The sequence below is a fragment of the Paenibacillus sp. VT-400 genome (assembly GCF_001029205.1).
Classification (GTDB): Bacteria; Bacillota; Bacilli; order Paenibacillales; family Paenibacillaceae; genus Paenibacillus; species Paenibacillus amylolyticus.
In genome coordinates, this window is the sequence record NZ_LELF01000067.1 from 2,766,581 (window position 1) to 2,779,675 (window position 13,095).

The 13,095-nt window shown below is 44.3% G+C and carries 11 protein-coding genes and 1 pseudogene; 10 read left to right on the forward strand and 2 right to left on the reverse strand.

Annotation, left to right across the window (positions count from 1 at the left end):
• Nucleotides 1-42: 42 nt before the first annotated feature.
• Nucleotides 43-891, reverse strand: a complete 849-nt coding sequence (locus EL84_RS22780; protein WP_047843235.1) for an MBL fold metallo-hydrolase — start codon at nucleotides 889-891, stop codon at nucleotides 43-45.
• Nucleotides 892-1,296: 405 nt separating this feature from the next.
• On the opposite strand from EL84_RS22780, the pseudogene EL84_RS32595 reads away from it, so the two are divergent.
• Together EL84_RS32595 and EL84_RS22785 are read left to right on the forward strand one after the other, a co-directional pair.
• Nucleotides 1,297-1,497: pseudogene (locus EL84_RS32595) on the forward strand (peptidase G2 autoproteolytic cleavage domain-containing protein); the annotation flags it as partial.
• 499 nt (nucleotides 1,498-1,996) lie between these two features.
• The gene (locus tag EL84_RS22785; protein WP_047843236.1) at nucleotides 1,997-2,788 is read left to right on the forward strand and encodes an SDR family oxidoreductase; all 792 of its coding nucleotides are present in this window, start codon (nucleotides 1,997-1,999) and stop codon (nucleotides 2,786-2,788) included.
• 160 nt (nucleotides 2,789-2,948) lie between these two features.
• Here EL84_RS22785 and EL84_RS22790 read toward each other — a convergent pair whose 3' ends face one another.
• Nucleotides 2,949-3,206, reverse strand: coding sequence for a GlsB/YeaQ/YmgE family stress response membrane protein (locus EL84_RS22790; protein ID WP_036613911.1), 258 nt, complete (start codon nucleotides 3,204-3,206; stop codon nucleotides 2,949-2,951).
• 204 nt (nucleotides 3,207-3,410) lie between these two features.
• Between EL84_RS22790 and EL84_RS22795 the strand changes: the two genes are divergently transcribed.
• From EL84_RS22795 to EL84_RS22830, 8 genes are all read left to right on the forward strand, one after another.
• The gene (locus EL84_RS22795; RefSeq protein WP_047844354.1) at nucleotides 3,411-5,063 is read left to right on the forward strand and encodes an extracellular solute-binding protein; all 1,653 of its coding nucleotides are present in this window, start codon (nucleotides 3,411-3,413) and stop codon (nucleotides 5,061-5,063) included.
• A gap of 78 nt (nucleotides 5,064-5,141) precedes the next feature.
• The gene (locus EL84_RS22800) at nucleotides 5,142-6,980 is read left to right on the forward strand and encodes a sensor histidine kinase (RefSeq protein WP_047843237.1); all 1,839 of its coding nucleotides are present in this window, start codon (nucleotides 5,142-5,144) and stop codon (nucleotides 6,978-6,980) included.
• A 3-nt stretch (nucleotides 6,981-6,983) separates the two neighbouring features.
• Nucleotides 6,984-8,525 (forward strand): response regulator, encoded by a 1,542-nt coding sequence (locus EL84_RS22805; protein ID WP_047843238.1) that lies wholly within the window; start codon nucleotides 6,984-6,986, stop codon nucleotides 8,523-8,525.
• A 153-nt stretch (nucleotides 8,526-8,678) separates the two neighbouring features.
• Nucleotides 8,679-10,727, forward strand: coding sequence for a family 16 glycosylhydrolase (locus tag EL84_RS22810; RefSeq protein ID WP_047843239.1), 2,049 nt, complete (start codon nucleotides 8,679-8,681; stop codon nucleotides 10,725-10,727).
• A 292-nt stretch (nucleotides 10,728-11,019) separates the two neighbouring features.
• Nucleotides 11,020-11,394 carry a DUF2750 domain-containing protein gene (locus EL84_RS22815; protein WP_047843240.1) on the forward strand — a complete coding sequence of 125 codons (375 nt, stop codon included), beginning with the start codon at nucleotides 11,020-11,022 and terminating at the stop codon, nucleotides 11,392-11,394.
• A gap of 198 nt (nucleotides 11,395-11,592) precedes the next feature.
• Complete coding sequence (locus tag EL84_RS22820) at nucleotides 11,593-12,030, forward strand: Imm26 family immunity protein (protein WP_047843241.1); 438 nt, start codon at nucleotides 11,593-11,595, stop codon at nucleotides 12,028-12,030.
• A 323-nt stretch (nucleotides 12,031-12,353) separates the two neighbouring features.
• A complete protein-coding gene (locus EL84_RS22825; protein ID WP_036613900.1) occupies nucleotides 12,354-12,560 on the forward strand; it encodes a helix-turn-helix transcriptional regulator in 207 nt (68 codons plus the stop codon).
• Complete coding sequence (locus EL84_RS22830; RefSeq protein ID WP_047843242.1) at nucleotides 12,561-13,001, forward strand: hypothetical protein; 441 nt, start codon at nucleotides 12,561-12,563, stop codon at nucleotides 12,999-13,001.
• The last annotated feature ends 94 nt before the right edge of the window (nucleotides 13,002-13,095 follow it).

Consider the following 13,095-nt stretch of genomic DNA (forward strand, 5'->3'; position numbering starts at 1 on the left):
AATTGTACCGCTGTCCAAACACTATGCTCGAAGTGAACAAAATTAGTTAACATACTTGCCGTAATCCGGTACGGCAATTTGGTCAAACTCATTAACCAGTTTTTTCAGGCTTGTTGTCAGCAATTCACCGGACATCGGTAATCCATGGCCAGTTACAGCAACAGAGGGCTTTAAATTCTCAAGGTTAACAACAGATTGCTTCGCAGCAACCCAATCTGTTGTTAAATAGCGAGGGGGGCCACTTATCTCCAATTCCTGATTAAATACTTTATACATATACTCTTGTTTTACAGTAGTGAAAGCATCACCTGCGATTAAAGCTCCGTCATTTTCCCGAAACAACGAAATATGACCCGGGGAATGTCCTGGCGTATGAATCCATCTAAATCCCGGCATATGGGGTACAGTTCCGTCAGGAGGTAACGTTTGCACATGGCTTCCAAGATTTATTGATTCATTCGGAAAAGATGGGGACATCTTCGCTACCAAACCACCTTCAACTGTAGGGTCTGGTTCCGGGTAGTTTTTTACCCCTGTGAGGAAGGGGAGCTCCAACGGATGTGCATAAACCGGAACTTCCCAGTGTTTTACAAGTTCGATCACCCCTCCGACATGATCAAAATGTCCATGAGTCAAGATTACCGCTTTGGGACGGCTGTTTGCACCGAAACGCTCCTCAATGACAGAGATTATTTCATTTGCTGACTTTGGCATTCCCGCATCTACTAAAACGAACTCGTCAGATTCCGGGTTACCCACTAGACAGATATTGACGATTTGGATAGTGTAGCAAAATAAATCAGGTAATATTTCAATCCCCACACCATTTCCTACGGAAGTTACGGGGACGAACTTATAATCTGTACCATAATTCAATTGTTCTTGATTCATTACTCATCCTCCTTGAAGTTGTTCAATCGACATGCTGTAGTATACCCAGAAGCAAAAAAATATCCGGCTTACATAGCCTCCACAGATAGATTATAAAAAACTGTCAATTGACAAGAATAGAGGCGCATTTTGCATTCATGTCGCTATAGAAGTGGCTTATTGGGAGAAAATCAAGGAATTCTGCAAATGATATAGTACCTTATCACTCTTCAATCCGAGGTTAGAAAGAAGTTTCGATTGAAGAGTTTGCTACTTTAGATGAAGAAAATTAAAAACTGATATGGTACGCCATCATTCCTCAGATGGAATGATCTATACATCAAAGATAAGTGGGAAGAATTCAATATCATGATGTTGTTGTACCTGAAGTGAAAGATAAGGAAGGTCGAATAATATGACTCATCGAAGGAATATATCCCGCGATTGCAAAGGGTAGAATGGATACCGATTGGTGTTGTCGGTAAATTGCTTGTTCGTGATGACGGTACTAATCAGGTAGGGGGATTTTGCCGGCCGAATAACGAGGGAATTGCAACATCATCTACAACAGGCTACCGGGTTATGAAAAGGACTGGACCTAATCAAATTTTGATATTTGTGAAATGAGAATTATCTCTTCCATCAAGATTAAATTATAGTGTCAAAGAGAATTCTAAAATGTTGCTTTCAACAAATGTCTAGGGAAAAGAACTTGTTCCTAATTGCAGAATAGGCGTAATCGTTATTTTGCCCTTTAATTTATTAAGCTAACGGGCAGGTTAGTTTAATAAGAATTGCTATATTTGTCACTACCATGTATTTATCTTGACAGTAATTGAGTCTGACTCGTAATATTTGAAGTGGAGATGTAGGAAAGGGGACTCGCTGGACAATGTGGACTTCCTTGTAATGGTTATCTAAACTGGATCGCTCGACTTGGTGTTTTGGTTATAACCACACGCCTGGTTTGTGATGCCGATCCGCAATCATTCAAGGGACGCGAGGAACCGTTTGAATCAAACCCGGGCGCGGATACTTGATGTATCCGCTTTTTGTTATACCTAGGATAATTCCATCTCCAATGAAAAATGGTTTTCTCCCTCCCTTATTAAACGGAGGTAATAAAATGACCAAACTATACGGAAAAACCGCTATTGTGACAGGCACAAGCCGCCCCGGAGGTATTGGAACCGCTGTCTGCCGCACGTTGGCACAAGAAGGCGCTAATGTGTTCTATACCCATCTGTACGATTACGATAAAACAGAGAATCCGGGGGATGCCGACAAAAACTGGCCGGATCTCTTTGCCGAAGAACTTCGCTCCTATGGCGTTAAGGCAGCGCATATGGAGGTCGATCTTACCGATCCCAATTCTCCAGCGCAACTGCTTGATGCATGCCGGTCGGCTCTCGGGCTGCCGACCATTCTCGTCAACAACGCTACCTACAGTGTAGCAGCTGATTTCCGTCAATTAAATGCATCATTGATCGATGCGCACTGTGCCATGAACATTCGAGGTACATTCATGCTATCGGCCGAATTTGCGCGTATGCTGGAGGTTGAACTGGCCGTCCATCAGGACCTTTGCGGCGGCCGGATCATCAACCTCACGTCCGGTCAAGGTAAGGGGCCGATGCCTGGCAATCTCGCTTATGCCGCAACGAAAGGCGCTGTCTCCACCTTTACCGAATGTCTATCTGCTGAACTGGCTCCGTTTCACATTACTGTGAATGCGGTTGATCCCGGGCCTACTGATACGGGTTGGATGTCAGAAGAAGTGAAAAAAGCTTTGCTACCGGAATTTCCGATGGGCAGGATCGGTCTTCCTGAAGATGTATCCCGTCTGATTGCTTTTCTGGCAAGCGACGATTCCCAATGGATCACCGGACAAATCATTCATTCTAGAGGTGGTTTCTAATTTCCATAAAACCAAAGGAGGCCGCCGATCAACAGGATCGGCGGCTTTATTCGACTACCAGGTGGATACTATGCTTTGTGAAGAAGATTATGCAAAGGTGGCGAAAGAAGCTTTACGTCAATACCCAATTAATTGGGTAAAAACTTGTCGTCTCCGCCTGTTAACGTCTTCGGAACGCTCCAGCGCGCGCCAGAGCATAGAAAATCAAGAGAGCAATGATTGACCCGACGATCGCGGGTATGATATGAAATCCACCCACCACCGGCCCCCTCGGTCCCAACAGTTCATACCCTAACCACGATCCAACAAAGCCAGCAATGATATTTCCAAGTACGCCTCCCGGCACGTCCCGTCCAATCAGATTTCCACTTAACCAGCCAATTAGCCCACCGACAATAAGTATCCAGATTAAATACACGAATTGGTCTCCCTTCCATTGATTTATTACAAGTTATGTTTCGTTAGGGGGAATGTTGCGGATCATCTGCGAATCGACCACTAAACCATTTCCATTTTAATCCAAGGGTAGTAAAATCGGTTGTACCATCACTAGTATGAATGCTGTTGCAGATGGGGATGGAGATGGAGATGGCCAGTATAGAAAGGAGGCGCTTAGTTGTTTATGTTTCGAAGTCCTTTTATTACAGCGTTGTTGATGATGTGTCTGATGTCGGGCTTGTCTGCTTGTTCTGAGTCAGAGCAATCGGAAGATAAGGGTGCTTCGACAAAGGCTGACTTCACGGAGCAGATACAGAGCCTTACTCTGAATCTGGAAGAACCGGCATGGAAGATGGATACCACCCCCGTGAATCTAGAGTGGTTCGTTGGAGCCGAATGGTACGGGCACACTTGGGGTGAGAGCCTGACTTCCAAATATGTCACCCAAAAAACAGGGGTCAATATCGAATTTGAAGTATCCACTGGTGAACCAAGCGAGATGTTATCACGAATGTTGACGACCGGTAGTCTGCCGGATCTGATAACCATCGGTTCCTGGGAGAGTGCGGTTAACAAACTTCGGGAGAGTAATCTCATCTATGCCCTGGATGAGCTAGCCAACCAGTATGATCCTTACTTTTACAAAGTAGCAGGTGATGGTGCTCTACAATGGTATCGGCAGGAAGACGGCCACACCTATGTCATTCCCAACGATGCATATAGTCCCGACCAGATGCGTTCAACCGGCTTGACGGGAGCGAACCAAACCTTTCTCGTGCGTAAAGATCTGTATGAGTCGATGGGCAAACCGGACCTTAGCACACCGAAAGGTTTTCTAGATGCACTGCAATTGCTGAAGAATCAATATTCTGTTTATAAAGGCCAGCTGATCAGTCCATTTTGGGCACAGGGGAATGCATCCTATGGGTTGACCGAATATTTGCAAAATCTGCTTGCGATCCCCCATGAACAGAACGGTAAAGTATACGACCGAATGACAGATCCCGATTATATGGAGTGGCTGAAAACATTTCGTATCGCTTACGAGCAGGGCCTGATTAATGTTGATTTTCTGGTCGACTCCAGTGCACAGGTGCAGGAAAAAACCAACCAAGCCCAATATTTTATGATGATTCGGGAATGGACAGACATAGCAGACCTTAATTCGAAATTGGAAGTCATTACGAATCAGAGTTCATACTATATTGCTGTAGATGGACCCCGGAGCAGCAGGGGAGAATCCGCCAAACTGTTTCCTGGCAGCATGGATGGCTGGATGGTTACGATGATTAGCAGATCCACGGAAAACCCTGAACGGGCCATCCGATTTTTGACCTATCTGGCTAGCGAAGAAGGACAAAGGGATTTATTTTTGGGCAAAGAAGGTGAAACCTGGGCGATGAAAAACGGCAAACCGCAGTTGACGGCGGCAATGGTTCAGTTGCATGACACGGATAGGGAGCGGCTGGAAAAGGAATATGGCATTATGGATACCTACTGGATGCTGCGAAACCCTGCTTTCGTTAACAAGTGGAGACCAGAGAATGCACCATCCATTAAGCAAATGGAGGAGTTCGCCAACCAACAGGCCGATCTGGACAGCGGCATCTATAAGGGACTAGATCCTGTAGGGGATTCCGATATAGCGTTAGCCTGGTCACGTATTTCTCAGAATTGGGAAGAAGTGCTGCCAGAACTGATTACAGCGAAGGATGAAGCAGCCTTTGACAAAATTTTCGAAAATTTTCTGATACGTCGTGTGAACTACGGCTTTAACCAGGTGATGGAATATCGCCAGGCTGAACTGGAACTGCGGAAAGCCAAGATAGCCAGGTAACCATTCCCTACATTGTTAACTATCAGCTAACTGGTGATATATGGTATATGGTATAACAAAGGTGGTGAATACATCAGAATGAAATACCTGCTAACGAGATTGAGGAAGCTTTATCGCAATGCCCGTATATCCCAAAAGCTGTTTCTGGCATTTAGCTTGATGATTGCCATACCTGTTATTTTGATATCCTTTGTATATATCCGCATGCAAGAAACCCAGCTATATAAGGATGCTATGGCAACGGGCAACAGCCACGTTACATGGCTGAATGAACAATTGCGCAGAAGAATGGACATGATTGATAACGCTTCCAATACAGCCCTCACTCAGAAATCATTTGTGGATTTTATTCATTCCAATATGCTTGTGGATGGACTGCGTCTGGTGAAGTTCAAGCAAAATCAGTTTGAGCAAATGATTAATATCATTCAAAGCAATGCGATGATCAGTGAGCTTAGCTTTTACGTTGATAACCCAAACTTGTATGAAATCTGGCCTGAAATCTATCATTATAAGAAATTTTGGCCGCAGGATTATTGGGTAAAGCTTCGGGACGAAGGTGGTGCGGCTTACCGTTTATTTTCTTTTAGGGATGGTGAACACACATTATCCTACTATCGTCTCGTTCGTCTTCAAGGGCAGGAACAAAAACGCCCTAGTATTATGGAAGTGCGAGTCCCGCACAGCATGTTTTTCAGCGACCTGCTCCAGGAGAGCAAGGGGGACTTCTTTTCGGTGTTGATGAACGCAAGCGATCCTCCCGAGTATGTTTACAATCCCCAGCATGAGTTTTCTGAGAAGTACGGGCAGGGGATGGAGGAGATCCTTGGCAGTATTCATCGCCAGCTGGATATAATGCCGCAGGAAAGCCCGCTTCAGGTTAAGGTGGGAGATCAGAGCTTCTATGCATTGTATCGATACATCGCTCCGTTGAACACTTATGTGGTTGATATTGCTTCCCATCAGGCATTGATGAAGGGGCCGCGCAGTTGGTATGCATTTGTGGTAACGATTACATTATGTGTATTGCTGCTGATTATGCTACTCGTATCCCAAACGACGCGGCGCATTTTCCGGCGGTTGGACAGCGTACTGGTATCCATGCGTCAGGTAGGGAAAGGCGAGCTGGATGCAATGATTGATACAGGCCTTGATGAGAACGAAAGAGGGGATGAAATCGATGAGGTGGCGGTGAATTACAATAAAATGTTACATGAGGTCAAACGCCTAATGACACAGGTCGTGGATAAGCAGTTAATTGCCAAAAACGCACAACTGCACTCGCTACATTCGCAGATTAATTCTCATTTTTTATATAACGCCCTGGAATCGATCCGTATGGTGGCAGAGGTACAGAGGCAGCCTGCTATAGCCAATTCATTGGTGTCGTTGGGCTCCCAGTTACGTTACAGCATGCAGTGGCGTAGCGATACCGTTGCTCTTCGTGAGGAGCTTGCCAATATCCAAAGTTATATTGAATTTATCAACTTTATGGAAGGTGGCAGTATCGTTATGACCGCCGATCTTCCTCAGGAGATCCTTCGTTACACCATTCCCAAGATGTGTATGCAGCCCATCGTTGAAAATGTAGTTCATCACGGGGCACCTTCAGGCGGCAGGGTAACTTTAGAGATTACCTTTTCTGTGGAGAATGACAATCTGCTTTTCATTAACATAAGAGATGACGGAAAGGGGTTAGAGCCTGAGATGTTACACCGTCTTCAGGCAGTACTGCGGAGCGAATCGGATACACCGATGGTTACTAGCAGGAGCGGACTTGGTTTGGAAAACGTGAATAAGCGATTGCAGCTTCATTATGGCAAGAATTGCGGTCTTTGGATTGATAGTGTGCAAGGTGCATATACCTGCGTAACGATACGCTTGCCTTGGGAAGATGTAAATCTTGGAGGGTGGTAGAGCATGATTAATATCCTGATTGTGGACGATCAAAAACACATTCGTGACGGCCTGCAGGCCATGCTGCATCAATTTCCTCTGGAGCTGAACAACATATACTGTGCCGCGAGCGGGATTGAGGCGCTGGGCCTATTGCGGCAGCATTGCATTCACATCGTTATTACCGATATTATGATGCCCGATATGGATGGGTTGGCACTCATGGCTCAAACCAAAGAGGAATACATGGATGTGGAATACCTCATTATCAGCGGTTATCGTGATTTTACATATGCCCAAAAAGCGATCGGGCTTGGGGCAAAGGGCTACTTGCTCAAACCTTTGAAGCGAGAGGATCTGCAACATTCCCTGGAGCATGTATGGCAAGAGATCCAGACACGGCAGGCACTTACGCATAGTATGCAGCGTGTATCCCGTCTCGCCCGAGAGACCGATCGTAAAGAATTAAGAATGTTTATGCAGGGTGCGTTAAGTGATGACGCATGGATTCTTCAGATTGAGGAACAGAATGATGCGTTATGGCGTAATTATCGCCTAGCCCTGCTGCGGGAAGAAGTTTGCTTGAACCAGCCCGGGGCCAGTAGCGCCCATAGTTTGGAAGCCATTGCTTATCGTGTGTTTGGCAAACAAGGTTGTATTTGCCTGCAACATCGCCCATACCTGATCCTTGCGGTGGATGCGTCCATAGATCCAAGTGTTTGGACTGCAGCGCTCAAGGAAGCAAAGATCGATGCCATAACGGCCATGACTAACCCAATTCAGGGGTTAAAAGAACTACCCGACAGCTATACCCAAGTGCTTGAGCTTTATCGCCACAGTTACCTGTTTCCTGATCAGTACAGTATCTTCCCAGCACATATTGAGCATATGGAACAACAGTGGCAACTTCCCTATGAAGACTTATATGAACTGTTCCAGTCGATTGGAACAGATAACAGTGGAACAATTACTCAGGGTATTTCTGCAATATTTCATAAAAAGGTGCTTCAACGCTATCCTATTCGCTATACCCAACAGCTCTGCGCCGCCACCGTTCAGATGATGGAGGAATACGAACGAGTTATCCGCCCTTATATGGGGGAAGAAGTGCTGGACCTTGAATCCTTGCGTAATCTCTTTGATTATCAAGGGATGCGTGATTATATACAAGCACTGCAAGAGCAGCTGCTTCGGTTGAATCAGTTATATTATGACTATAAGTGCAGCTATCGCCATTCGCAGGATCTAAATGAAGCCATTCGTTTTATACACGAGAGTTACCACAAACCGCTGGACCTCGCGATGGTATTCAATCATGTATCGCTTAATTATGCTTATTTTTCCAATCTGTTTAAGAAGAATATTGGTAAAGGTTTTGCTGAATACCTACGAGATGTACGTCTGGATAAAGCGCGGCGGCTTCTCGCCGAAACCGATCATAAAATTGTTGAGGTGGCTGCTATGGTTGGCTATGAAAGCTACAAAAGCTTTACACGCGCGTTCCGACTTGTGATGCAGATCCAACCCACAGAGTACCGACAGATGATGCGGCAGAAGGCAGATTGAATCAAAAGCCAAAAAAATGGGATACCACAAAAACAATTGTACCTTTTCAGCAAATGAACCTATTCGATAGAATAAAGATATTCCCACATGTAAGCGATTTCCTTAATGCGCATGGATTGGGAGAAGCTATTATTCTATTAAAGGAGGGCAATTATGAAACCATCTCACTTTACGGCGAAACGGTTTATGAAAAAGGTGCTCGGTATGTTCCTTGTGGTTGTGATGCTGGCTAGTATTGGCATACTGCCAACTTCAAAGGTTCAGGCAGCGGGAACTACTGTAACCTCAATGGAGTATTTCTCACCAGCAGACGGGCCTGTTATTTCAAAATCTGGGGTTGGCAAGGCCAGCTACGGATTTGTTATGCCTAAGTTCAATGGAGGCTCCGCGACATGGAATGATGTTTACAGTGATGTAGGCGTTAATGTTAAAGTGGGCAACAACTGGGTTGATATCGACCAGGCAGGCGGTTATATCTATAACCAAAACTGGGGGCACTGGAGCGATGGCGGCTTCAATGGCTATTGGTTTACCCTCTCCGCAACAACCGAGATTCAACTGTACTCCAAAGCGAATGGTGTTAAGCTGGAGTATCAACTTGTATTCCAAAACATCAACAAAACAACCATCACAGCGATGAATGCGACACAAGGTCCACAAATCACAGCAAGTTTCACAGGCGGTGCGGGCTTTACATATCCAACGTTCAACAATAATCCTGCGGTCACTTATGAAGCTGTTGCGGATGATTTGAAGGTGTATGTCAAACCTGTAAACAGCAGCACCTGGATTGATATTGACAATAACGCAGCCAGCGGCTGGATCTACGATCACAATTTTGGCCACTTCACGGATGGCGGCGGTGGGTACTGGTTTAACGTAACGGAGTCGATCAATGTCAAATTGGAATCAAAGACTTCTTCGGCTAATCTTGTTTATACCATTACGTTTAATGAACCTACAAGAAATTCATATGTCATTACGCCATACGAAGGGACAACTTTCACAGCAGATGCGAATGGTTCCATTGGGGTTCCGCTTCCCAAAATTGATGGAGGGGCACCAATCGCCAAGGAACTGGGCAATTTTGTATACCAAATTAACATGAATGGGCAATGGGTTGATTTGAGTAACTCCAGCCAGAGCAAATTTGCATACTCCGGTAATGGGTATAACAATATGTCCGATGCCAACCAGTGGGGTTACTGGGCCGATTATATCTATGGTCTTTGGTTCCAGCCAATCCAAGAAAATATGCAGATCCGGATTGGATATCCGCTGAACGGACAGGCGGGTGGAAATATTGGCAACAACTTCGTCAATTATACCTTCATCGGCAATCCAAATGCCCCGCGTCCGGATGTATCCGATCAAGAGGATATCTCCATCGGAACGCCAACCGACCCGGCAATCGCGGGCATGAACCTCATTTGGCAGGATGAATTTAATGGAACTACGCTGGATACAAGTAAATGGAACTATGAAACAGGATATTATCTCAATAACGATCCCGGTACTTGGGGATGGGGAAATGCAGAACTGCAGCACTACACAAACAGCACCCAAAATGTATATGTACAGGACGGGAAGCTGAATATCAAAGCCATGAACGACAGCAAATCTTTCCCACAAGACCCGAATCGGTATGCACAGTATTCTTCGGGAAAGATTAACACCAAGGATAAACTATCCTTAAAATACGGCAGAGTAGATTTCCGTGCCAAGCTTCCTACAGGTGATGGTGTATGGCCAGCACTGTGGATGCTTCCACAAGATTCGGTATACGGCACTTGGGCTGCATCAGGTGAAATTGATGTTATGGAAGCGAGAGGCCGTCTGCCTGGATCAGTAAGCGGTACCATACACTTTGGTGGACAATGGCCCGGGAACCAGTATTCGGGCGGCGATTATCACTTCCCGGCGGGGCAAACTTTTGCCAATGATTATCATGTATACTCAGTAGTATGGGAAGAGGATAATATTAAATGGTATGTGGATGGCAAGTTTTTCTATAAAGTCACTAACGAGCAGTGGTATTCCGCAGCTGCACCGAATAATCCGAATGCACCTTTCGATGAGCCGTTCTACCTCATTATGAACTTGGCAGTCGGCGGAAACTTTGACGGCGGCCGTACCCCGAACGCCTCCGATATCCCGGCGACGATGCAAGTGGATTATGTACGCGTGTATAAAGAACAGTAATTTGCGATTTCGGATAGAGCGAATGAAGATCAGATGGAACAGATACTGGCCAAACCGAAGAACCTGAAATCTTATACTCTAAAATAGGCTTACGACCGATTCCCAATATTTCTACCTGGGAATCGGTCGTTTAAATTTAGACTTGATACTGTAGTTCATCGGCTGCAACTCTTGTCGAAGGACAAGAACATAGGTAAGTACTGGTTACCTGAATAACCAGAAAATGATTCCTAGACGCAACATAGATACAATAATAATGGAAAAATAAGATAAAACATCATTAGGAGGAAATATGAATCAGAAAGAATTTGAATCAGTCATCAATCTCCCTGCAAATATTCGTTATGAATACTTCATCAAAAAAGTAGTGGATTCAGAAGAAGTGTGGGGGCTTTATGAGAATGGTTGGTCAGTTACTGAAGATGATAAAGGTAATAAATTACTTCCATTTTGGCCTAAGAAAGAATTCGCGGAATACTGTGCAACTGATGGTTGGGAAATTTACTCAAGTAAACGTATGGATTTGTACGAGTTCATAGACGATTTTCTACCCAATTTAAAAAAAGAGGGTTTTAAACCTTCAATATTCTTAAATAATGCTGATTCTGCTGTATTAGAAGTCGATATACTAATTGAGGATTTAAAGACAGAACTTGAAAAATACTAACAGGATTGATAATGGCCATTCCCAGAATATCAACCGACCGGGGACGGTCGAATGTAATGAATTACGAGTACTGTTTATACTGGGCGAACAAGTGGAAAAGGTACGTCTTTAGAAAACATCGCTAAAAGGGATGCTAACCACCATAAATAAGAAGTACAGTAAGTATATCAAAGCCTCAACGAAGGAGTTTGGAAAACCGTGAAAAATACGAGACGTAAACGAATAAAATTGGGTGATATCTACGCTATACCTCTGCCTAACGGTAAGTTTGCCTTTGGGAGAAGGCTTAAAGATGCCAGCATTGCAATCTATAATGTGATAAGTGACACGATAGAAGAGATACCTCAAGAAGAGGAATACCAATTTATCGTGGGTGTATATGATGATGTACTGAAATCAGGTGATTGGCGGGTCGTTGAAAATCGTCCGTTCCCGGATGAAGAAGAGGCTTGGCCCCCACCTGCCTGTATCATTGATAAGATATCAGGAGAATATTTGACTTATCATATGGGAGAGATTAGACCTTCTAAAAGCGAAGAATGCGAAGGATTAGAGATTGCGGCTGTTTGGGAAGCCCATCATATTGTTGATAGAATAATGGGAGATGATAAGTGGCACCGAGACCCGAATAAATAGTGTACGAGTATACCATCTATGGTTCCAGAGATCAGGTGTAGCGGTTTGAACCGCTTTTTCACTTTCCAATACAAACATTAAGTCACGGCCTACATACGTTTCTATAGGGGTAACACCAAGCGCATCAACCATTTGCTCTGTTAAAGTAAACTCTTCTGGCATCTTATATAAACAAAATCAACCAAGCCAAGCCCTCCTTTTACAAAGAGGGGCTTAGCTTGTTTTGCATTCAGAGGTAAGTAAAAATGCAAAGTTAACTTGACACATAATGCAAAGTGAACTATGCTAAAAATGCAAAGCAAACATTGCAAGGACGTGATCACTTGAAAACAAGAATTGCAGAACTGCGTAAGCAGCATAAGCTGTCACAGGAAGAGCTGGGACGAATTGTTGGTGTTACCCGGCAAACCATTACCTCTCTTGAAAGGGGAAAATACACGGCTTCCCTTATTCTTGCTTACAAAATTGCCAATTTTTTTGGACTCGCCATTGAAGATGTTTTTGATTTCAGCGAAGTGGAGGAAATGTAAATGGACAAGTACAAGATTAAAATAAAAACTCGCAAAAACGTACTGTCACTGGTAGCCGCTGCTACCCTATTGATCTATGTAGGACTTATATTTTACCGAGGTGGACTACCCGATTTACCTAGTTTTATAAAGGGATTTCACACAGGCGCTTTTATCGGGGTTGAAGTGGCCGTCGCTTTTTTCCTCGTCAGGTATATAAAAGCCAGTAATAATGAAGCCGAGCTGAAGAAGCAGTATATTGAGGAGAATGACGAGCGGAGTGTAATGATACTCCAGAGAGCCGGCACACTCAGCACAGCAATCATTCTCGTTGGTCTGGGCATTGCCTCCGTGATCGCCGGTTTCTTTAATCCCTTGATATTCTACACCTTACTAACTTGCTTATTATTTGTTTTAATCGTATTTTTTGCACTGTGGATGTTTTATGCGAGAGAAATTTAAGGTTTAGATCAATGATGATCATACAACCAAAACTAATATACTTAATATAACAAAGTTGTCGAGGGACACGAACATATTCCCATTGAAGTCGCTA